Genomic DNA, 21,846 nt, shown 5'->3' with positions numbered 1-21,846 from the left:
ATTCAGGAGCAGGATGCTCCTCTTTTTCGTGAGGTTGTGAATGACGCCAGAAAATTTGATTGCTCAAACAATTTTACAAGGCTTTGATGCTCAATATGGTCGCTTTCTTGAGATAACATCAGGAGCACAATATCGTTTTGAGCAAGCAGATTGGCATGGTGTCCAAATCGCGATGAAAGAGCGCATCCGTTTATACGATAATCATGTGGGATTGGTGGTTGAACAACTTAAATGTATTCGACATGATATTGACAAAGAAAGTCTTTTTCTACAAAAGGTGAAAGAGAATTATACGCAATTATTGCCCAATTACCCTCGATTTGAGATTGCCGAAAGCTTTTTTAATTCTGTTTATTGTCGTCTGTTTTACCATCGTGAATTGAATAAAAAGAATCTTTTTGTTTTCTCATCACAACCGGCTTACCGCTTTACACAAGCACCTCGACCATTATCAAAGCAGTTTGTTATTCAGAGTGATTTACCGACATTAGTGCAAGATATTTTATCGCGCCTACCTTTGCGGTTACCGTGGCAAAATAAACAACGCGATATTCACTCTATCTGTGATGTACTTACTGCTCAGTTCACTTCTGAACAATTGCACAATGCGATATTTCATATTGCAAACGAACTCTTTTATCGTAATAAAGCTGCGTGGCTAATAGGTAAAATTGTTATTGATAATCAATATATTCCATTCCTATTACCCATTCATAATATTGAGCAACAGCTACTGATTGATACTTGCCTTATCTCTGCGGATGAAGCGAGTATTGTTTTTGGTTTTGCTCGTTCTTATTTTATGGTTTATGCCCCATTTCCTGCGGCATTAGTTGCTTGGCTAAGAGATATATTACCAGGTAAATCTATTGCTGAGCTTTATATGTCTATTGGATGCCAAAAGCATGGTAAAACAGAATATTACCGAGAATATCTTGCCTTTATGAATTTTTCATCAGAGCAATTTATTGAAGCTCCTGGGGTAAAAGGTATGGTGATGTTGGTATTTACATTACCAACATATGATCGTGTTTTTAAAGTGATTAAAGATAAGTTTGCACCACAAAAAACGATCACTGCAGAGCGAGTAAAAGAGTGCTATCAATTGGTTAAAGAGCATGATCGTGTTGGACGAATGGCGGATACTCAAGAATTTGAAAATTTTGTGATCGATAAGAAAAGAATTAGCCCTGAATTAATGGCGATCCTTGAACAAGAGATCCCCAATAAGTTGGAAGATCTGGGTGATAAAATACTGATCCGCCATCTTTATATGGAACGTAGAATGATACCGCTCAATATCTATATGGAGCAGTGCGATGAAAATCAACTTAAAGCTGTTGTTGAAGATTATGGGCAAGCGTTGAAAGAGCTTATCGCGGCGAATATTTTTCCCGGCGACATGCTGTTTAAAAACTTTGGTGTGACTCGGCACCATCGTGTGATTTTCTATGACTACGATGAAATTAGTTATATGACAGATATGAATTTTCGTGCTATCCCGTCGGCTCGTTATCCTGAAGATGAATTAGCGAGCGAGCCTTGGTATAGCGTTGCAATCAATGATGTATTTCCTGAAGAATTTCGCTATTTTTTATGTAGTGATAAGCAAGTTTGCCACTATTTTGAAGCTCAACATCGTGAGCTTTTATCCCCAGAATATTGGCAGCAACAACAGCAAAAGATTAAAGAAGGGTATATCGAAGATGTTTATGCCTATTCTCAATCTAAGCGATTTATTTAATAAATAATCCGGAGAAAAGATAAAAATAAAGGTAGGTACAAGGGGATACCTACCTTTATTGGATAAAACTTATTCTTATACAGAAATAATTAACGCTGAGTGCCAGCGACGGCTTCTTTAGCTAATTCAGTAATACGCTGGAAATCACCTGCTTTCACTGCATCATTAGGCACTAACCAAGAGCCACCAATGCAAAGCACACTCTCAAGTGCAAGGTAATTACGGTAGTTTTCTGGCGAAATACCGCCTGTTGGGCAGAAGCGGACTTTTGAGAATGGTCCTGCAATTGCTTTTAATGCCTTCACTCCACCATTAGCTTCAGCTGGGAAAAATTTAAATTCATTTAACCCGTAGCTCATTCCCAGCATTAATTCAGACACTGTCGAAATGCCCGGAATTAAAGGGATAGTTCCCGCAACAGCTGATTTGAGTAACGCTTCTGTTAATCCTGGGCTGATAGCAAATTGAGCACCTGCTTCAGTGACTTGCGCTAATTGTTGAGGATTAATTACTGTACCTGCGCCCACAATAGCTTCAGGAACTTCTTTGGCAATACGGCGGATCGCCTCAATTGCGCATTCTGTACGTAATGTTACTTCTAAAACTTTTACACCACCGGCGACTAAAGCTTTTGCAACAGGGACGGCATCATCAATATGGTTGATAACAATAACAGGAACAACAGGCCCTGATTTTAGTACAGACTCTGCACTTGTATTCCAATGATCCATGATTGTATTTCCTAATCAGAAAGTGGTGAGCAAATGAATTTAATCTGCTCCTCGTTAAGCTTCAAAACTTGCCTACATTAAAAATCAATGCAACAAGCACCTTGTTCAGCACCTGATAAATGACGGCGTAAATTAACGAATAACTCACGACCACAGCCTGTATTATTGGCACTTAAATCAGGAATTTCATCTTGGCGAGCATTTAATGTTTGCTCATCAACAAGCAACGTTAACTCACCTGTTTGACCATTAACGCGAATGATATCACCATCACGTACTTTGGATAGTAAACCACTATTTACCGCTTCTGGAGTAACATGAATTGCGGCGGGTACTTTACCTGAAGCCCCTGAAAGTCGGCCATCTGTAACTAATGCGACTTTATAGCCTTTATCCATTAATACACCTAAAGGTGGCATAAGTTTATGTAATTCAGGCATACCATTCGCTTGTGGTCCTTGATAACGTACAACAACCACACAATCTTTATTTAGCTCACCAGCTTCAAACTTAGCAGCAATATCATGTTGGCTATTAAACACAACAGCAGGCGCTTCGATGATTTTATTTTCATCAGGTACCGCAGAGGTTTTCATTACGGCTCTACCTAAATTACCTTGCATCACTTGTGTGCCACCATGTGATGAGAATGGGGTATTAATATCCGCAATCACATCTTTATCTAAAGAGCTTATAGCGCCTTCACGCCAATCAAGTTTGCCGTCATTTAACCAAGGCTCTAAGGTATAACGCTCAATACCAAATCCTGCAACAGTGTTTACATCCCGATGGATTAAACCTTTTTTCAGTAGCTCACGAATGATCAGTGCAATACCACCGGCTGCTTGAAATTGGTTAATATCAGCAGGGCCATTAGGATAAATGCGTGCAATAAGAGGAACAACTCGTGATAGTTCAGAAAAATCATCCCAATTAATAATAATACCTGCCGCGCGTGCCATTGCGACTAAGTGCATGGTTAGATTAGTTGAACCTCCTGTTGTTAGTAGCGCAATAATGCCGTTAACAATGACTTTTTCATCAACTAATTGACCGATAGGAAGATAATTACCTGAATTTTCGGTTAATCGTACAATCTGATTTGCCGCCGCATCAGTTAATGCATCACGTAGTGGTGTATCTGGATGAACAAAGGAAGCGCCGGGTAAATGTAATCCCATCATTTCCATGACCATTTGATTAGAGTTTGCGGTGCCGTAAAAAGTACAGGTTCCAATGCTATGATAAGACGCTGCTTCGGCTTCTAATAAAGCATTACGATCAACCTTACCTTCAGCATAAAGTTGACGAATACGAACTTTCTCTTTGTTTGGCAAACCGCTAGTCATAGGGCCTGCTGGGACAAAAATAGCAGGAAGATGACCAAAAGAGAGAGCAGCCATAGTCAGCCCAGGAACAATTTTATCGCAGATCCCTAAATAGAGTGCGCCATCAAACATATTATGAGACAAACCGACCGCCGCAGACATTGCAATAATATCACGACTAAGGAGCGACAACTCCATGCCATCTTGACCTTGAGTAACACCATCGCACATTGCAGGAACACCGCCTGCGACTTGTCCTACTGCACCAACAGCATGTAATGCTGTTTTAATTTTTTGAGGATAATCTTCATACGGCTTATGAGCCGATAACATATCATTGTAAGCAGTGATAATGGCAATATCATTATGAACCATATTTTTCAGGCGATTTTTATCTTCTACCTGACAAGCTGCGAAACCATGAGCCAAATTACCGCAAGCCAATTGAGCACGATGCACGGTTTGGCTTTTTGCTGTTTCAATTTTGTTCAGATAAGCACGACGAGTCGCTTGTGAACGAGCAATAATACGCTCAGTCACTTGTTTTACTGTCTCGTTAAGGGGGACAAAGTCGTTCTGAATTGGGTCATGATTTTTAGGGTTCATAATGATGCTTCCTTTATTCACACAAGGGTGATGAGCGTTACTATTAGCTTTAGAAAAAGAATATTTAAATTCGCTATAGTATTTGTTACCGGTAACATTGTTACGGGTAACAAGAAGAGTTGCAATACTCTTAATAGGTCTTAAACAACATCTGTGATCGACGTCAATTTTTTAAGGTGATAAGTAACAGTTTTTTAATATTTGATGGGAATAAAGAGGAAAAAGTAGGTTTTTTACCAAGCTGAATCGTTTTATTTTGGAAAATACCTTCCTTGTTGTTGATGACAAGGAAGGCAAAAATTGGATTAACTTTTTACGCCACCGTATTCACGGCTAATTTGTTTTGCTGCTTTGATAACCATCGCACCTAATTCAGTAATGCGTGAATCTGTCATTCTAGAAACTGGACCTGAAAGTGAAATAGCCGCAAAAGGCTGGTGGTGTTCATCATAAATACAAGCACCAATACAGCGAAGACCTAAAGCATGTTCTTCATCATCGAAAGAAAAACCTTGTTTACGAGCTTGCTCTAAGTTTTCTTTTAGAGATGAAGGGAGTGTTCGGGTGTGAGGTGTATAAGCCATTAAGCCTTTTTTCTGGAGCAAAGGCAGTAATTTATTTTCTGGTAAAGTAGAAAGGAACGCTTTACCTGCACCAGATGCATGCATTGGTAATTTACCGCCAATAGGGGCAGACATTCTCATTAGTGCATTACATTGCACTTGATCGACAATCACCGCATCAAATTCAATTTGGTCAAGAATAGCCAGATTAACGGTTTCGCCAGAATCTTCCATTAATTGACGCAAAATAGGATGCACCATTACCAAAAGATTACGAGTTTGTAGAAAACTACTACCAACAATAAAGGCGTGTGTTCCCACAACCCATAAACCTAAATCCCCGACTTGGCGGACAAAACCATGCTGTTGAAGTGTAGTGAGTAGGCGGTGTGTTGTGGAATTAGGTAATCCAGCTTGAAAGGCAAGATCTGTTAAGGCGATACCACCCGGAGATTCGGAAATATATTCCAATAATGTCAGTCCACGACTTAACGACTGAACAGGACCTCCTTGTGCGGTGCTTTGAGTGGCGGTTGTTTTCGTCTTACGCACTTTTTTATTTGTTGGGGAAACTGTCATGTATACACTCCAGAAATGCTATCCATATTAATATCTATTATGAACTATCTCGCATAATAAAACTCCTCCGATCACTGCATTTATCAAAACAAGAAGTGCGATAAGAAATATTTATTAAAAACGTTAATCGCTACGTGAAAATCTCTCATCTTCGTCTTAGAAATCTTTGCAAAAAGATATGGTAGGATAAAAAAACAACGAAATAACAATAAAGAAAAACAGTACAAAAGCATTCTCGATTAAGAGGAAACAACGTGGCAAACATAAAACAACAACTGGTGGAAGCATTAGAAAAACGTATCTTAGTACTTGATGGCGCAATGGGTACGATGATCCAGCAATATCAACTTACAGAAGCCGATTATCGAGGTGAGCGTTTTGCTGATTGGGACTGTGATGTTAAAGGGAATAATGATCTTTTAGTCTTAACACAACCTCAGATTATTGCAGATATACATGATGCTTATTTTCAAGCTGGTGCTGATATTGTTGAAACTAACACTTTTAACTCAACATCCATTGCGATGGCTGACTATCACATGGAGTCGCTCTGTTTTGAGTTGAACGAAGAGGCGGCAAAATTAGCGAAAGCCTGTGCAGATAAATGGAGTGCCTTAACACCGGATAAACCTCGCTATGTAGCGGGCGTTTTGGGGCCAACAAACAGAACAGCATCCATATCTCCTGACGTTAATGACCCCGCTTTTCGTAATATTTCATTTGATAAGCTGGTGGACGCTTATCGAGAAGCAACGCGTGGATTAATTAAAGGCGGTGTCGATTTAATTATGGTCGAAACTATTTTCGACACATTAAATGCGAAAGCAGCTATTTTTGCGATTAAATGTGAATTTGAAGCGCTGAATATTGAATTACCTGTGATGATCTCTGGCACCATTACAGATGCTTCAGGAAGAACTTTAACGGGTCAAACAACAGAAGCGTTCTACCACTCTTTACGTCATGCTGATGCGCTCTCATTTGGTTTAAACTGCGCGTTAGGCCCTAAAGAATTACGCCAATATATTCAAACACTCTCACAAATTTCTGAAACTTATGTCAGTGCTCACCCTAATGCGGGTTTACCTAACGCATTTGGAGGCTATGATTTAGATGCCCAAGAAATGGCTGAGCAAATTAAAGAGTGGGCACAAGCGGGTTTTCTCAATATTGTTGGTGGATGCTGTGGAACAACCCCTGCGCATATTCTCGCGATTTCACAAGCAGTAGAAGGTATTGCGCCAAGAGTATTACCTTCCTTGAAAAAAGCATGTCGTCTTTCAGGTCTTGAACCATTAATCATTGATGAGAATTCACTGTTTGTGAATGTGGGAGAACGAACTAATGTTACAGGCTCTGCTAAGTTTAAGCGATTGATAAAAGAAGGTAATTATCAAGAAGCGTTAGATGTTGCACGTCAGCAAGTTGAAAATGGCGCTCAAATCATCGATATCAACATGGATGAAGGCATGTTAGATGCTGTTGAAGCCATGACGCGTTTTCTTAACCTTATTGCTGGTGAGCCTGATATTGCTAAAGTACCCGTGATGATTGACTCTTCTAAATGGGAAGTGATTGAAGAAGGCTTAAAATGCATTCAAGGCAAAGGAATTGTTAACTCCATTTCGATGAAAGAAGGAGAAATACCGTTTCTTGAACATGCTAAGTTGGTGCGTAAATACGGTGCCGCTGTTGTCGTTATGGCATTTGATGAAGTAGGACAAGCAGATACTAGAGAACGCAAAATTGAAATTTGCCGTCGAGCTTATCAATTATTAACAGAACAAGCGGGTTTTCCACCTGAAGATATTATTTTTGATCCTAATATATTTGCTGTCGCAACAGGAATTGCAGAGCATAATAATTATGCTGTTGATTTTATTGAAGTCTGTGCAGATATTAAATCTCAACTACCTTATGCTTTAATTTCTGGTGGGGTATCTAACGTTTCCTTCTCATTTAGGGGGAACGATCCTGTTCGTGAAGCAATTCACTCTGTTTTTCTTTATTACGCCGTAAAAAATGGCATGGATATGGGGATTGTAAATGCAGGGCAACTTGCTATTTACGATTCATTGCCAGATGAACTGCGTAATGCGGTTGAAGACGTTATTTTAAACCGTCATGAAGAAAGCACAGACAACTTACTCGCGTTGGCAGAGCGTTATCGCGGAATAAAAAGTGATGAACAAAACCATCAACTGGCTGAGTGGCGACAATGGGATGTAGAGAAACGTCTAGAGTATGCTTTAGTTAAAGGGATCACCGAATTTATTGTTGAAGACACTGAAGCTTGTCGCCAACAAGCATCAAGCCCCATTGAAGTGATTGAGGGGCCGTTGATGAATGGTATGAATACTGTGGGTGATTTGTTTGGCGAAGGCAAAATGTTTTTACCTCAAGTTGTGAAATCAGCAAGGGTGATGAAACAAGCTGTTGCTTATCTTGAACCTTATATCCAAGCGACAAAACAGGCAGGCACTTCTGCAGGTAAAATTTTACTGGCTACTGTAAAAGGGGATGTTCACGATATTGGTAAAAATATAGTGGGTGTTGTTTTGCAGTGTAATAACTATGAGATCATCGATCTTGGCGTAATGGTGCCTTGCGATAAGATCCTACAAACAGCGATTGATGAAAAAGTCGATATTATTGGTCTTTCAGGGCTGATAACCCCTTCACTTGATGAGATGGTGAATGTTGCCAAAGAGATGGAAAGGCGCGGTTTTTCTTTACCCTTAATGATTGGTGGAGCAACAACTTCTAAAGCGCATACCGCAGTAAAAATAGAACCTAATTACAGCCATCCTACCGTTTATGTACAAAATGCATCGAGAACTGTAGGTGTTGTTGCTGCACTATTATCTGAAACACAAAAAGCCGATTTTGTTGCTAAAACGCGCCGTGAATATGAAGTCGTACGCCAGCAATATGCCAGAAAAAAACCTCGTACACCGCCTGTTTCTTTAGATATTGCGCGAAAAAATGCGCTATACATTGATTGGCAAAATTACACACCACCAAAACCCAATCAATTAGGTGTGCAGGAGATCACTACAAGTATCGAAATCTTGCGTGAATATATCGACTGGACACCTTTCTTTATGACGTGGTCTTTAGCAGGTAAATATCCTCGTATTTTAGAAGATGACGTGGTCGGTGAAGAAGCGAAACGGGTATTTGCTGATGCGAACACGATGCTGGATAAGCTAAGTCGTGAAAAATTATTAACACCTAAAGGAATAATGGGGATCTTCCCTGCTAATCGTTTGGGTGATGATATTATTATTTATCAAGATGAAAGCCGACAGCATGAGTTATTGCACAGCTGCCATTTGCGTCAGCAAACAGAGAAAAAAGAGTTTCCTAACTACTGTTTAGCCGATTTTATTGCGCCAGTGGAAAGTGGTATCCCTGACTATTTCGGTGCTTTTGCTGTAACTGGGGGACTAGAAGAAGATGCCCTCGCAAATGCTTATGATAATGCTCATGATGATTACAATAAAATCATGGTAAAGGCGTTATCAGATAGATTAGCAGAGGCTTTTGCGGAATATCTTCATCAATTGGTTAGAACAAAAATTTGGGGTTATAGCCCTGATGAGAACCTCTCCAATGACGAACTTATTCGAGAAAAATATCAAGGAACGCGACCTGCGCCGGGATATCCTGCCTGTCCTGAACACACAGAAAAAGCCAAAATTTGGCAATTACTTGATGTTGAAAATCGCATTGGGATGCAACTGACAGATGCTTACGCCATGTGGCCCGGTGCTTCGGTATCAGGTTGGTATTTTAGTCATCCTGAAAGTAAATATTTTGCTGTTGCGCAAATTCAAAAAGATCAGGTTGAAGATTATGCGAAACGTCGAGGAATGAGCATAAGTGAAGTTGAACGTTGGTTGGCGCCTAATTTAGGGTATGAGTCTTAGTTTATTTTTATTCTCAGATCTCAATAATGTAATAAATAGTGAGGGGATAGTAATATCCTCTTGTTATTTCCTCTAGCCGTTCCCATTAAAGATGTTTAAGCTATAAGCTTGTATCAGAAAAAAGGACATTACAATGAGCTATACTTTGTACCTTCAGAAAACACCACCTGCTGGCGCTGAGGTGCCGTTTCCTTCTTTAGCAAAAGGAAATTATCCACTAAGTGAAGTTTTAATTAATGCTTTTTTAAATCTGATGCAACTAACAGGAAATTTAGACACTGATGCTGTTTTAGATGAAAAAGCATTTGATAAAATTTGGCTAAAAGCAGAAATGACGCCTGCACGAATTGAAGAAGTCGGGGACTATATTTATCATAAAACTCCGACTTCCCCAGAGCCTGTTGAAGAAGAAATAGCATTATTTAAGCAGGCAATGAAAGAAGAAGAAGCGTTGCTGGCTCAAGAGAGTAAAAAAGAAGGGAATATCCCTATTCATAAATTCGCTACTAATGATGGTTGGATTGTCACGCCGAAAGAGTGTGAGATTATTGCTTCTACACTTACCGCTAACTTGTTGGAAGATAACCGACTTTTTGTTGAAAAAATTGCAAAGATGTCTCATTTATCGCATAAAACTTTAGAGATTGCCTTAATTGATTTTGGTAAATTTAATCAATTTGCTAAGAAATTTGGTGGTTATAGGGTTTATTAAATTATTAAAAAATAGGCTTCTAAAAAAAGAAGCCTTAATTAAATATTAAAATTTAAGATAAGTAGTATTTATTTTTTCTATGCTTTCTTTATGATTTGTTATTAATTCTAATATTTTATTGTGATCTTTTAATTGGTCACTATTTTCTAATATGGAGATATAATTTGAAGTAATTGTGCATAGTTCATCAATGACTTTATTTAAGTTTTCATTATACTTATTGGCTTTACTTGTTTCTTTTTCAATTTTCATCCCTATGTTTTTCTGTGATGTATTGTATTTAATTAAGCTTGATAGAATTTTATTTTGGTCATCGTATTCATTTATTTTCTTTTCGAGTTCTGGTGTTTCATCTAGTTTGTCTTTAAGATTTTGAAAATAACTATCTAGAATTTTTATTGTGTCTTTTATTATAGTATGATTATCTATGATTTTATCAGATAATTTCATAAATTCCTTTGTAAGTTTAATTTCTTTATTTATAGTATTTATGCGTATTTTTTCTAATATATTTGAATAAATGCTAATAGCTGAATAGTCTTTTTTCTTTTCTCTATGATGTATATCAATCATAGAGAAAAGGCTATCCTTATCGACTAATTCTAGATTGTTTATAGCATCTATATTTTCAGAAATAGGACGATTATTTTCTATATGTTTTAAAAGAGAAAGCGTAGTGTCGAGAGGAGTATTCAGCGTAACTGAATTATTGTACAAAGAATTAATCTCTTTTTTTATGTCTTTAAGAATACGAGTATTAGGATTCTGATTAATTTTATTATTTATAATTTCATTTATATTCATGCTGCTATTGCTAGTTATATTTATGTTGTTATTGTTATTTATCTTCATTTTTTATTACTCCATTAATAAAGTTAGATTTTGATTCTAATTATTATTAAATGAAGTTCTTTAAAGCTTACACCCTTTCAGCAATAAAGGTTGAATTTTGAGAGAGATAAAATTTTATCTCTCTTCTATATATTGGAATTTGTTATTAATTAAAACAAAGTATCATGTAATTTACGCACAATATTATCCGCATCTTTGCCATCAACTAATAAACATAAATTATGAGTACTTGCACCATGGCTAATCATACGAATATTGTAATCTTCTAATGTGCCGAAAATCTTAATACCTAATCCATTTACCTGTGAAAGTGAGTTTCCAATCACAGCAACTAATGCCAGATCTTCTTCTACTTCAACACGGCATAATGCAGAAAGCTCGGTTAATAGGGCATTGGTTAATAAACTGCCCGATGAATTTGTTGTGCCCGTAGTATCAAGGGTTAGAGCAATACTGACTTCAGATGTTGTTATCACATCAACCGAAATATGGTGGCGCGATAAAATAGTAAAAATTTCAGCCAAGAAGCCACGCGCATGAAGCATTTTCAAGCTATGTAATGTGAGCAATGTTTGCTTTCTACGCAGTGCAATTGCGCGAAATACCGGTGGGTTTTCTGTTTGCGCACAAACTAAAGTACCACCTTCTTCGGGAGCTTTGCTTGATCCAACAAACACTGGAATACCGCTACGAACAGCAGGTAATAATGTCGCAGGATGTAATATTTTAGCGCCAAAAGTTGCCATCTCTGCCGCTTCATCAAAGGCGATTTGATCGATACGATGTGCCTCTGGCACTATTCTTGGATCGGTACTGTAAATACCAGGTACATCTGTCCAAATATCGACACGAGACATTCCTAGAGCTTCGCCAATCAAGGCAGCTGTATAGTCACTTCCACCACGACCTAGTGTTGTGGTTCTGCCTTTTGGCTCTTGACCAATAAAACCTTGCGTTACGATAACTGTTTCTTCTAGGCGAGGTTGAATAAGGCTTTTTGTGAGTTCAGTAAGCTGTGCCATATCGGGTTCAGCGTGACAAAATAGATCATTCGTTTTCATCACTTTTCTGACATCAAACCAATCTGCCTGTATGCCTTTTTCACGCAATAATTCAACAAAAAGCAAGGTTGACATTAATTCACCGTGACTGACTAATTCGTCTGTCAATGCATCCGATGTGGCAAGTGAAGCAGCTTCAGAAAGCATCTCAATATTTTCAAGCAGACGGTTTATTTCTTGAGAAATAATCTCTGGCTGAGAAAGCTGGTTGATAATCGCGTATTCAATATCACGAACTTGTGAGAGTAAAGCTTCTCGTTGTGAAGGTTCAGTACCAGCTGCAAGCTCAATCAATAGATTAGTAATTCCCGCAGATGCCGAAAGAACGACGACACGAACTGACTTTTGTTTAAGAATAATATCTGCACATTTTTCCATTGCTGAAAAGTTAGCAACACTGGTGCCACCAAATTTAGCGATAGTGTATGGTGATGATGCAGTTGAAGGCGTAGCAGTATTATCAGTCATTGTCGTATTCCTTTAGGCAAAAATGAGATGTTGGACACACTTAGGAATATCGGTTATTAAGTAGAGAGTCAATGCAGAGTGAAGAATAATCAATTTAATTAATAATCAGCTCCGCATTATCGGTTTTACCTATGTAAGTAATTAGTACTAGATTTGTTGAATGGTTTTGACCAATATCATCAAATGAGAAAGAATTGACTGTAACTATTAAATGTCAGGCTACAATCTGAGAATATTGGATTGTAATCTTAAGAGAGTATTGTGAATGAAAAATGTAAACCCAACCCAAACCTTAGCCTGGAAGGCATTAGAAAACCATTTTTCGGTTATCAAAGATACCGAGATGAAAACACTGTTTTCTCAGGAACCATCACGCTTTGAGCAATTTTCAAAGACGTTTTCAGACCAAATTCTAGTGGATTTTTCAAAAAACCGTATTACGAAAGAAACATTAGAGAAATTGCAGGCTTTGGCTAAGGAATGTGATGTTGAAGGTGCGATAAATAGCATGTTTATGGGTGAAAAAATCAACCGTACTGAAGATCGTGCTGTATTACATACCGCATTACGTAATCGTAGCAATGCTCCCGTTATTGTTGATGGCAAGGATGTCATGCCAGAAGTTAACGCTGTGCTGAATAAAATGAAGAAATTCAGTGAGCGTATTATTAGTGGTGAGTGGAAAGGTTATACAGGTAAGGCGATTACTGATGTTGTAAATATTGGTATTGGTGGTTCTGATCTTGGCCCTTATATGGTGACAGAAGCATTACGCCCGTATAAAAATCATCTTACTATGCATTTTGTTTCTAATGTCGATGGTACGCATATCGCAGAAACGCTGAAAAAATGTGATCCTGAAACAACGTTATTCCTCATCGCATCAAAAACATTTACCACACAAGAAACCATGACAAATGCGCATTCAGCAAGAGATTGGTTCTTAGCTTCTGCGAAAGAGAGTGCTTTTGTTGCTAAACACTTTGTGGCGTTATCGACTAACAGCACCGAAGTGGCAAAATTTGGTATTGATACCGCCAATATGTTTGAGTTCTGGGATTGGGTTGGTGGCCGTTATTCATTATGGTCAGCAATTGGCTTATCTATCGCATTATCTGTTGGTTATGACAACTTTGAGCAATTGCTGGAAGGTGCTCATGCTATGGATAACCACTTTAGAACAACAGATGCTGAAAATAACATCCCAATGATCCTCGCTCTGATTGGCATTTGGTATAACAATTTTTTTGGCACAGAAACTGAAGCGATTCTGCCATACGATCAATACATGCATCGTTTCGCTGCTTACTTCCAACAAGGCAATATGGAATCTAATGGTAAGTATATTGATCGTGATGGAAACAAAGTGAATTATCAAACGGGTCCTATCATTTGGGGAGAGCCGGGTACAAACGGTCAACATGCGTTTTACCAACTGATCCACCAAGGAACCAAAATCATCCCTTGTGACTTTATTGCTCCAGCAGTTAGCCATAATCCATTATCAGATCATCATGCAAAACTGATGTCTAACTTCTTTGCTCAAACAGAAGCACTTGCTTTTGGTAAAACCCGTGAGCAAGTTGATGCTGAATTTGCCGCAGCAGGAAAAGATCCTAAAACCATGGATTATGTTGCACCTTTCAAAGTGTTCGAAGGTAATCGTCCAACTAACTCTATTCTGCTAAAAGAAATTACGCCTTATTCATTAGGTGCATTGATTGCAATGTATGAACATAAGATCTTTGTACAAGGTGTTATTTTCAATATATTCACGTTTGACCAATGGGGTGTTGAATTAGGTAAACAGCTGGCTAACCGTATTCTTCCTGAATTGAAAGGTAAGGAAAGTGTTAACAGCCATGATAGCTCAACAAATAATCTGATCAATCGTTATAAAGCATGGCGTTAATCGAATAATCTGAATATAAGTAGTTGGTTAGATAAAAAGGAGGTTTTTATAACCTCCTTTGCTTTTTGATTGTTTAGTGCTCAACCTGATTTTCTTTTAACGCTTTTTTAGATTATTTATGCGAAATGTTATCAGCTTTTAACTTCCATTAGTCACATCATGATATCCTTATGCATCATGACTCACACAAGCTAGGATCATCAAAGCGTGATGATGAATAAATGTTCAAAAAATCAATAATTACCCCTGCACCTATTCATTGGCTACCCAGTGAGGAACATGCAACTATTCAAGAAAGTACATTAAGTTGGTTAATGGAATTAGGCTCAATGACACGGCGATTTGAACAATATTGCCAGAAAGTTACTGTAATGCCTTATCAAGAAGGATTTATTGACGTTATTGAATCAACTGATGAATGCGCGTGTTTACCCAAAAGTCAGCGTTATTGGTTAAGAGAAGTGGTATTGTGTGGTGACGATACTCCTTGGTTATTAGGGCGGACGTTAGTACCAGAAGAGACATTGACAGGCGAAGATAGAAAACTGGTCAATCTAAGAACCGTTCCACTTGGGCGTTATCTGTTTCAGGAAACAACCTTAAGTCGCGATTTTATTCATATCGGGCAACAAAATGGGTATTGGCTACGCCGTTCTCGTTTCCAGCTTTCAGATAAACCTTTATTATTAACCGAGATGTTTCTACCGGCATCACCAGTGTATAAGAAGTAATTAGGGGGAGCTAAAATTGGAGGGAAGTATGACGCAAAGTAAATGGCAAGCATATAGCCGTTTAATGCGTATAGATAAACCTATCGGAGCGCTATTATTACTTTGGCCAACTTATTGGGCTTTATGGATTGCTGCTAAAGGCTTTCCTGATTGGCATATTCTGATTGTCTTTACTATTGGCGTGTTTTCTATGCGTGCCGCTGGGTGTGTAATAAACGACTTTGCTGACCGAAAAATTGATGGCAGTGTTGAACGAACTAAAAATCGACCATTACCTAGTGGGGCTGTGACAGAAAAAGAGAGCAAAATTTTATTTATCGTATTGGTGCTCTTGTCCTTTGCATTAGTCCTAACACTTAATACTATGACTATTTGGCTCTCTGTTGCAGGGCTTGCGCTGGCATGGTTTTATCCTTTCGTTAAACGGTTTAGTAATCTACCTCAGCTTATTTTAGGTATGGCTTTTGGCTGGTCAATCCCAATGGGATTTGCTGCCGTTTCTGAAAGCTTGCCGTTAGTGTGTTGGCTATTATTCCTTGTCAATATTGTCTGGTCAGTGATTTACGATACCCAATATGCGATGGTTGATCGTAATGATGATATAAAAATAGGGGTTAAATCTACCGCTATTTTATTTGGTCGTTATGACAAAATTATTATCGGTATTTTACAACTGGTGATGTTAGCACTATTAGTGGGTATTGGTATTTTGTTAAATTTGAAAGGTATCTATTACTGGTCGCTATTGTTAGCAACGGCGCTGTTTATTTATCAACAGAAGTTGATTGCAGAGCGTGAAAGAGCGCCGTGTTTCCAAGCTTTTATGAATAATAACTATGTTGGCTTTGTTTTATTTGCGGGTATTTTATTTAGTTACTTTTAAGGTAAGTAAGCGCTGAAGTATTCTCTACTATTGAGTAGAAACAAAAAGGGATAAGCATATGCTTATCCCTTTTCTATTCCAATCATACTGCTATTTACTGATTAATCATCAGCTTTAGACTCACTTTTTTCTTCAATAGCTTGTACTGAATTATTATCTTCAGTGACACCGACGCTTTCAATGGTTAAGCGAATTTCTGGTGACATTAATTTTGCAATCACTTGGTAGAGGGTTGATGCATCTGCTTTTAGGATATCTTCATTATCATTGAGATAGCCTTCTTCACGTAGCGTTGAAACTAAGGTAGAGAATACCGCTTTATCAAAGAATTCAGGTGCGTTGATACCATGTAAGACAGAAAGACGTTGTGCCAAGATACGGCTCTCTTTTTCCAATAATGCACGGCTAATTTCAGGAGCAAAATTGAGTAAGGAAAGCGTAATCCCATAGCGTTGCAGTGTTTCTCTGACGCTGGCGGCTAAAAGTTGTAATGGACGAATACGCGCCGGATTAATGCGCAGTAAGCCATCAGTATCACAACAAATCAGGCGCTGACGGCACAGTTCTGTAATCAAAGTATTAATGACTTCAGGGAGCTCTTCTTTCTCATAACGAATAAATAGTTCCGCTTTAATAAGAGGGAAAATTAGCTCAACTTGTTTCATTAAATCATCACGATGAATTTTTTCATGATGTAAGACGATGCTGGCAATTAATGATGGAGTGATCATTAAGTGGATTGTGTTGTTGCGGTAGTAAGTCATTAATACCGCACTTTCACGGGGGAGCACCACAATATCGCCTAGACTATCTTTTTCGACTTGGAATTTATCTGATTGCAACGCGTGTTCTAATAAGGCTTCAGCATTTTTATCAGATACAATCATGTCTGTCGAATAAGGCACATTGCGTAATAATTGCAGATAACAATCTACTTGCTCTAACAGCTGTTCTCTAGTGAGAGCACGTTGACGTGATGCCAACAAGGCTGTTGAAACAAGGTTGATTGCATTAATAGACGCCGCATTATTGATATGAACCATGATGTTGTCTGCCAGTGTGCTTACTGTTGGGTTTAACCAACTTGGGCGTTGTGGTTCAATTGGGTCAATATCATCACGCCATTGTGGAACAGCCTGGTTTAAGTATTGGACAACAGAAATCGGCTCACCAAAGTTCACATAGCCTTGACCAAGGTTACGTAATTTACGTAATCCCCGGACCATCTGCATAAAGCCTTCTTTCTCTTTTGTTGCGCCACGTAACTCTTTGGCATAGGTTGCCACTTCCATAACGTGTTCATATCCAATGTAAATTGGAACAACTGAGATAGGGCGTGTTTCACCGCGTAACATGGCTTGTACTGTCATTGAGAGTGTCCCTGTTTTAGGATCTAACAATCGACCTGTACGAGAACGTCCACCTTCAACGAAATATTCAATCGAGTAACCGCGTGTAAATAGCTCACCTAAATATTCGCGGAAAATGGTGGAGTAAAGCTTGTTACCTTTAAAGGTTCTTCGGATAAAGAAAGCCCCTAAACGACGGAAAATAGGCCCTGCTGGCCAGAAATTGAGGTTAATACCTGCCGCAATATGAGGTGGTACTAAGCCTTGGTGATAAAGCACATAAGAAAGTAGTAAGTAGTCCATGTGGCTACGGTGACAAGGAACATAAACGATTTCATGCCCATCTTGTGCGAGTTTACGTACTCGCTCGGCATTATAAACGTTAATACCTTGGTAGAGCTTATTCCATGTCCAACTTAATACACGATCACTAATACGCACCGCTTCATATGAGAAATTAGCTGCAATTTCTTCCATGATATCTGTGGCATTTTTACGCGCTTTATCGAGCGAAATTTTCTTCGCTTTTGATTCATCTTCAATCGCTTTTTCAATGGCTTTCGAGGAAAGTAATTTATTGAAGAGATCTTGGCGTGCTGGCAATTTCGGACCAACAGCCGCTAAACGCTGACGTGAAAAGTGGATACGTGCAACACGCGCGAGTTTTCGGGCTATACTGGTGTCAGTACCGTGTTCGTTCGCCATTTCACGCATTGAAACCGTGGGGGAAAAACGAACAAAGCTATCACGACCTAGCCAGAGGATAGCGATAAATTTTTGGATACCGTTAAGCACACGTAAATGTGGAACGCCATTATGGCCTTCACGACCAGGAGAGCGCCCAAACATCACGGAAACAGGCAACATCTCGATATCAAGATGTGGGTTATTACGATGTGCATCCAGATAAGCGTGGAATGTCTTCACGGAATCTTTACGAGGATCGGGCGAGTAGTAACGGAATACTCTTGGGCCGTCATCAATAAAGACATACGCAGGAAGCTTAGTTCCACCGATCTCAATAGGTTGTAGCGGATCAGGCAATCCTAAAGAGAGACACTGCTGTCGTAATGTCAGTAAGTCCGCCTTTGAATGATAAGGCAGAACATAAAGGAAAGATCGCGACGTATCTAACCCTAATTCAGCGATAGGATCAGTCGGAACTCGTTTGCTTTTTACCAATAATTTTAGTGGTAAATTCAATGTGTTATAATATAGTTTACGCCAAGCTGACATAAATAGTTGTAGCCTCTTATTAGCAATACTTCGAAAGCATAACAGAAAGTCTTTCGTAGATCTGTGGTGCTGTGACAATATTAATAGAGAAAAGTGGCAAAATAATCGTTTGTTTTCGATAGAGTTTATTATGGCTAATCAAAATAAAGGTCTTACCCGAATCATCAAAGCTGGTGGCTATTCATACAAAGGCATTCGTGCTGCTTGGATTAATGAAGCCGCTTTTAGACAAGAAGCAATTGTGACCTTGGTTGCAATTATCCTTTCATTTTTCATCGATGTCAGTGGTCTAGAGCGCATTTTACTCATTGGTTCCGTTGTACTAGTTGTGATCTTGGAACTGGTAAATAGTGCAATAGAAGCCGTTGTCGATCGAATTGGATCTGAATATCACGAATTATCCGGACGTGCAAAAGATATGGGTTCTGCCGCCGTTCTGATAGCTATTATATTGGGATTATTTACTTGGGTAACCATTCTTTGGGGGCATTTCTTCGCATAAAGTTAAAAAATTCGATTTTTGTCGAAAAATAATCCAAAGATGCGTGTTTTATATTCATTTAAGGTTTCAAATCGTCATATACCTGTATATACTCACAGTCTGACTGTATAAACAAACAGGGGGCGGAATGAAAGCATTAACTGCAAGGCAGCAGCAGGTTTACGATTTGGTTCGTGATCACATTTCGCAAACGGGTATGCCACCAACACGGGCTGAAATAGCTTCCCAACTTGGGTTTCGCTCACCAAATGCGGCAGAAGAGCACTTAAAAGCTCTTGCTCGTAAAGGCGTGATAGAAATTGTCTCTGGTGCATCCAGAGGTATCCGTTTGCTAATGGAAGAAGAGCCAGAAGGACTGCCATTAATTGGGCGAGTCGCTGCTGGTGAACCACTTTTAGCGCAAGAGCATATTGAAAGCCACTATCAAGTTGACCCAATGCTATTTAAACCAAGTGCAGATTTTTTATTGCGCGTTAATGGCATGTCAATGAAAGATATTGGTATTATGGATGGCGATTTACTTGCTGTGCATAAAACGCAAGATGTTCACAACGGGCAAGTTATTGTGGCTCGTATCGAAGATGAAGTGACAGTAAAGCGCTTTAAGAAAAGCGGTAATAAAATTGAACTTCATGCAGAAAACCCAGAATTTTCACCTATTATCGTCGATTTACGCGAACAAAGCTTTACTGTAGAAGGTTTAGCTGTAGGGGTTATTCGTAACGGCGAATGGCTGTAATTTGTACCAAAGTAAGTCAATACAACTTATTTTAAAAAGATGCAGATGATGTGTAAAACCACAAAATCATCTGCATTTTTTATTTCTAATTTGTATAAAAAAACACCATCGCACTACAAATGTAATTACAATATGATGTGTTTTAATTACGGAGGTGCCTATGACAACGATACAAGTTAGAGTAGATGATGAGCTCAAAAAAGAAGCTTATCAAGTATTTGAAAAAATGAACCTGTCTCCTTCAGATGCCATAAGATTATTTCTACGTTATGTTTCTGAAAATGAAAAATTACCTTTCTCAGAAGTTTCTGTCGTTGTTGGGGAACTGGATGAAGATGAGGATATTTTAGCTGTTGTACGTGAACGTTTGAAAAAACCAAGTAAACGTATAAGAGTAAATATTGATGATCTTTAATATTGAGTTTGATAAGCGTGCCTTAAAAGAATGGCAGAAACTCGATCAAAGCATTAAAGAGCAGTTTAAAAAGAAATTAAAAAAATTGTAGGAAAACCCTTATATAGAGTCAGCTCGCTTAAAAGGTGATCTCGCGGGTTGCTATAAGATTAAATTACGAGCATCTGGTTTTCGATTGGTTTACCAAGTTATTGATTCTGAAGTTGTGATTTTAGTTATTGCTATTGGTAAGCGTGAAGAGAGTAAAGCTTATTCATTAGCTGAAGTGAGAATTCAAAAGAACAACATGTATTAGCCAGCATTTAGCTGGCTTTTTGTTTTTATAAGCTCAACGGGGCTTATAGTCGCCGGTTTTTTTCTGTTTAAGATTATCATCCATACTGTGATCATGATGACAACCTTCAGGATGTGTACACTCTTGTGCTTCATGGCACTGTGAACATAATCCATGAATTTCTATGACGCTATGTCGTAAATGAAATCCACTCTCTTTTGCTAGTAATGAAATTGCATCTTCAATTTTATGGCTATTCTTTTCAGTGACAGATAAACAACGATCACAAATTAGCATTACTGACGTATGTTCAACATCATCAAAGTGATGACAAAGCACATAGCTGTTGGTGGATTCTATTTTGTGGATAAATCCTTGCTCAAGTAAAAATTCTAACCCGCGATAGACCGTAGGTGGTTTTGCTTGTGGTTCAACTTGGCGTAATAAATCCAATAAGTCGTATGCGCTGATAGCAGAAGGTTGCTGTATTATCAGACGCAATACTGCCAGACGTTGTGAAGTCAGGCGAACACCTCGTTTCTGGCAGATCTTTTCTGCCTGAGCGAGCAATTTCTCTTCATTCATGGGGATCAGATGCTCTCAGACGTTGTTAATGGCACCAATCCTATCATATTTTTCAAGAGTAAACCTTTGTGTAAAGTGGGGGGTTGTGAAAATAACCTCAGCCTCAATTTTCGTTTAAATGAAGATATTGAGAGAAATAAAGATATTTTGCCTCTGAATTGAGAAATTTTTATCGTGTAAAACTATTTACATGGAGTATGTACTAACTATTAACAACAAAAAACCCAGCTTGAGCTGGGTTAGTTTTTTAGGTGATTTTAGATAAATTGTTCTGAAATTTAGAACGGTTATGGTTACCTTGAGCAAAGGGATGGCCAATTAAGTCATTGTTAAACAACAAATAAGAACCAACCACAACCAAAACCGTAAAGAATTACGTTAAAAAAGTCACGAAAACCAATAAAACTTTACAAAAACACATCAAGCTATCTTGTATGCGATGATACCATTCTAATCGTATATGAGTAACCACACTTGTTTCTCTAAACATATATCAAGGGTTATCAAAAGTAGCGTTTAATGCCTATTGAAATGGGAAAGGGGGTGGGGGCACCTCGACTCTGTAGACACATCCATGCATAAATAAAATTTGGTCAAATGGCGAGTAAATTAGGTAAGATAGAGATGCCTGTTCTAACCAATAA

Annotated in this window: 16 protein-coding genes and 1 pseudogene; 10 read left to right on the top strand and 7 right to left on the bottom strand. The window is 38.5% G+C overall.

Features of this window, described 5'->3' with window-relative positions; genetic code table 11:
* Nucleotides 1–40 precede the first annotated feature (40 nt).
* Nucleotides 41–1,744, top strand: coding sequence for a bifunctional isocitrate dehydrogenase kinase/phosphatase (gene aceK, locus GTH25_RS16300; protein WP_075673079.1), 1,704 nt, complete (start codon nt 41–43; stop codon nt 1,742–1,744).
* 89 nt (nt 1,745–1,833) lie between these two features.
* Here the strand turns inward: aceK and GTH25_RS16295 are convergent, their stop codons facing one another.
* The 3 genes from GTH25_RS16295 to iclR all read right to left on the bottom strand — a co-directional run bounded on the left by GTH25_RS16295 (nt 1,834) and on the right by iclR (nt 5,551).
* The gene (locus GTH25_RS16295; protein ID WP_075673078.1) at nt 1,834–2,475 is read right to left on the bottom strand and encodes a bifunctional 4-hydroxy-2-oxoglutarate aldolase/2-dehydro-3-deoxy-phosphogluconate aldolase; all 642 of its coding nucleotides are present in this window, start codon (nt 2,473–2,475) and stop codon (nt 1,834–1,836) included.
* A gap of 77 nt (nt 2,476–2,552) precedes the next feature.
* Nucleotides 2,553–4,409, bottom strand: coding sequence for a phosphogluconate dehydratase (edd, locus tag GTH25_RS16290; RefSeq protein WP_075673077.1), 1,857 nt, complete (start codon nt 4,407–4,409; stop codon nt 2,553–2,555).
* 305 nt (nt 4,410–4,714) lie between these two features.
* Complete coding sequence (iclR, locus tag GTH25_RS16285) at nt 4,715–5,551, bottom strand: glyoxylate bypass operon transcriptional repressor IclR (protein WP_075673076.1); 837 nt, start codon at nt 5,549–5,551, stop codon at nt 4,715–4,717.
* Between the two features lie 254 nt (nt 5,552–5,805).
* Between iclR and metH the strand changes: the two genes are divergently transcribed.
* Together metH and GTH25_RS16275 are read left to right on the top strand one after the other, a co-directional pair.
* Nucleotides 5,806–9,483 carry a methionine synthase gene (metH, locus tag GTH25_RS16280; protein ID WP_159241849.1) on the top strand — a complete coding sequence of 1,226 codons (3,678 nt, stop codon included), beginning with the start codon at nt 5,806–5,808 and terminating at the stop codon, nt 9,481–9,483.
* A 133-nt stretch (nt 9,484–9,616) separates the two neighbouring features.
* Nucleotides 9,617–10,195 carry a hypothetical protein gene (locus GTH25_RS16275; protein WP_223672846.1) on the top strand — a complete coding sequence of 193 codons (579 nt, stop codon included), beginning with the start codon at nt 9,617–9,619 and terminating at the stop codon, nt 10,193–10,195.
* Nucleotides 10,196–10,240: 45 nt separating this feature from the next.
* Here the strand turns inward: GTH25_RS16275 and GTH25_RS16270 are convergent, their stop codons facing one another.
* Both GTH25_RS16270 and lysC read right to left on the bottom strand, forming a co-directional pair.
* Nucleotides 10,241–11,047 carry a hypothetical protein gene (locus GTH25_RS16270; RefSeq protein WP_156734259.1) on the bottom strand — a complete coding sequence of 269 codons (807 nt, stop codon included), beginning with the start codon at nt 11,045–11,047 and terminating at the stop codon, nt 10,241–10,243.
* A 149-nt stretch (nt 11,048–11,196) separates the two neighbouring features.
* Nucleotides 11,197–12,576 (bottom strand): lysine-sensitive aspartokinase 3, encoded by a 1,380-nt coding sequence (gene lysC, locus GTH25_RS16265; protein WP_075673072.1) that lies wholly within the window; start codon nt 12,574–12,576, stop codon nt 11,197–11,199.
* Between the two features lie 265 nt (nt 12,577–12,841).
* Here lysC and pgi point away from each other — a divergent pair, with 265 nt between their 5' ends.
* The 3 genes from pgi to ubiA all read left to right on the top strand — a co-directional run bounded on the left by pgi (nt 12,842) and on the right by ubiA (nt 16,102).
* The gene (gene pgi / locus GTH25_RS16260; RefSeq protein WP_164530755.1) at nt 12,842–14,488 is read left to right on the top strand and encodes a glucose-6-phosphate isomerase; all 1,647 of its coding nucleotides are present in this window, start codon (nt 12,842–12,844) and stop codon (nt 14,486–14,488) included.
* A 221-nt stretch (nt 14,489–14,709) separates the two neighbouring features.
* Nucleotides 14,710–15,219 (top strand): chorismate lyase, encoded by a 510-nt coding sequence (gene ubiC / locus GTH25_RS16255; RefSeq protein ID WP_075673070.1) that lies wholly within the window; start codon nt 14,710–14,712, stop codon nt 15,217–15,219.
* Nucleotides 15,220–15,247: 28 nt separating this feature from the next.
* Nucleotides 15,248–16,102, top strand: a complete 855-nt coding sequence (ubiA, locus tag GTH25_RS16250; protein ID WP_075673069.1) for a 4-hydroxybenzoate octaprenyltransferase — start codon at nt 15,248–15,250, stop codon at nt 16,100–16,102.
* 101 nt (nt 16,103–16,203) lie between these two features.
* Here the strand turns inward: ubiA and plsB are convergent, their stop codons facing one another.
* Complete coding sequence (plsB, locus tag GTH25_RS16245) at nt 16,204–18,687, bottom strand: glycerol-3-phosphate 1-O-acyltransferase PlsB (protein ID WP_075673068.1); 2,484 nt, start codon at nt 18,685–18,687, stop codon at nt 16,204–16,206.
* Between the two features lie 130 nt (nt 18,688–18,817).
* Here plsB and GTH25_RS16240 point away from each other — a divergent pair, with 130 nt between their 5' ends.
* The 4 genes and pseudogenes from GTH25_RS16240 (at nt 18,818) to GTH25_RS16225 (ending at nt 20,638) form a co-directional block, all read left to right on the top strand.
* Nucleotides 18,818–19,189 (top strand): diacylglycerol kinase, encoded by a 372-nt coding sequence (locus GTH25_RS16240; RefSeq protein ID WP_006536373.1) that lies wholly within the window; start codon nt 18,818–18,820, stop codon nt 19,187–19,189.
* Between the two features lie 127 nt (nt 19,190–19,316).
* Nucleotides 19,317–19,928 carry a transcriptional repressor LexA gene (gene lexA / locus GTH25_RS16235; RefSeq protein WP_023583074.1) on the top strand — a complete coding sequence of 204 codons (612 nt, stop codon included), beginning with the start codon at nt 19,317–19,319 and terminating at the stop codon, nt 19,926–19,928.
* A gap of 160 nt (nt 19,929–20,088) precedes the next feature.
* A complete protein-coding gene (locus GTH25_RS16230) occupies nt 20,089–20,343 on the top strand; it encodes a type II toxin-antitoxin system RelB/DinJ family antitoxin (protein WP_075673067.1) in 255 nt (84 codons plus the stop codon).
* Nucleotides 20,333–20,638, top strand: a pseudogene (locus GTH25_RS16225) (type II toxin-antitoxin system RelE family toxin). The gene GTH25_RS16230 and the pseudogene GTH25_RS16225 overlap by 11 nt, the downstream one beginning before the upstream one ends.
* Nucleotides 20,639–20,671: 33 nt before the next feature.
* On the opposite strand, the gene zur reads toward GTH25_RS16225, so the two are convergent.
* Nucleotides 20,672–21,202 carry a zinc uptake transcriptional repressor Zur gene (gene zur / locus GTH25_RS16220; protein WP_006536370.1) on the bottom strand — a complete coding sequence of 177 codons (531 nt, stop codon included), beginning with the start codon at nt 21,200–21,202 and terminating at the stop codon, nt 20,672–20,674.
* Nucleotides 21,203–21,846: the final 644 nt, after the last annotated feature.

Origin of the sequence: Proteus terrae subsp. cibarius, assembly GCF_011045835.1 — a bacterium.
GTDB classification, from domain to species: Bacteria; Pseudomonadota; Gammaproteobacteria; order Enterobacterales; family Enterobacteriaceae; genus Proteus; species Proteus cibarius.
The sequence above is the reverse complement of the archived record's forward strand: the minus strand, read 5'-3'. Positions and strand labels throughout refer to the sequence as shown.

Excerpts from the sequence above, each read along its gene's own strand:
- ubiC (WP_075673070.1), top strand. The coding sequence starts at position 14,710 with ATGTTCAAAAAATCAATAATTACCCCTGCACCTATTCATTGGCTACCC.
- zur (WP_006536370.1), bottom strand. The coding sequence starts at position 21,202 with ATGAATGAAGAGAAATTGCTCGCTCAGGCAGAAAAGATCTGCCAGAAA.
- lysC (WP_075673072.1), bottom strand. The coding sequence starts at position 12,576 with ATGACTGATAATACTGCTACGCCTTCAACTGCATCATCACCATACACT.
- edd (WP_075673077.1), bottom strand. The coding sequence starts at position 4,409 with ATGAACCCTAAAAATCATGACCCAATTCAGAACGACTTTGTCCCCCTT.
- iclR (WP_075673076.1), bottom strand. The coding sequence starts at position 5,551 with ATGACAGTTTCCCCAACAAATAAAAAAGTGCGTAAGACGAAAACAACC.
- plsB (WP_075673068.1), bottom strand. The coding sequence starts at position 18,687 with ATGTCAGCTTGGCGTAAACTATATTATAACACATTGAATTTACCACTA.
- aceK (WP_075673079.1), top strand. The coding sequence starts at position 41 with ATGACGCCAGAAAATTTGATTGCTCAAACAATTTTACAAGGCTTTGAT.
- ubiA (WP_075673069.1), top strand. The coding sequence starts at position 15,248 with ATGACGCAAAGTAAATGGCAAGCATATAGCCGTTTAATGCGTATAGAT.
- GTH25_RS16275 (WP_223672846.1), top strand. The coding sequence starts at position 9,617 with ATGAGCTATACTTTGTACCTTCAGAAAACACCACCTGCTGGCGCTGAG.
- lexA (WP_023583074.1), top strand. The coding sequence starts at position 19,317 with ATGAAAGCATTAACTGCAAGGCAGCAGCAGGTTTACGATTTGGTTCGT.
- pgi (WP_164530755.1), top strand. The coding sequence starts at position 12,842 with ATGAAAAATGTAAACCCAACCCAAACCTTAGCCTGGAAGGCATTAGAA.
- GTH25_RS16230 (WP_075673067.1), top strand. The coding sequence starts at position 20,089 with ATGACAACGATACAAGTTAGAGTAGATGATGAGCTCAAAAAAGAAGCT.
- GTH25_RS16270 (WP_156734259.1), bottom strand. The coding sequence starts at position 11,047 with ATGAAGATAAATAACAATAACAACATAAATATAACTAGCAATAGCAGC.
- GTH25_RS16295 (WP_075673078.1), bottom strand. The coding sequence starts at position 2,475 with ATGGATCATTGGAATACAAGTGCAGAGTCTGTACTAAAATCAGGGCCT.
- GTH25_RS16240 (WP_006536373.1), top strand. The coding sequence starts at position 18,818 with ATGGCTAATCAAAATAAAGGTCTTACCCGAATCATCAAAGCTGGTGGC.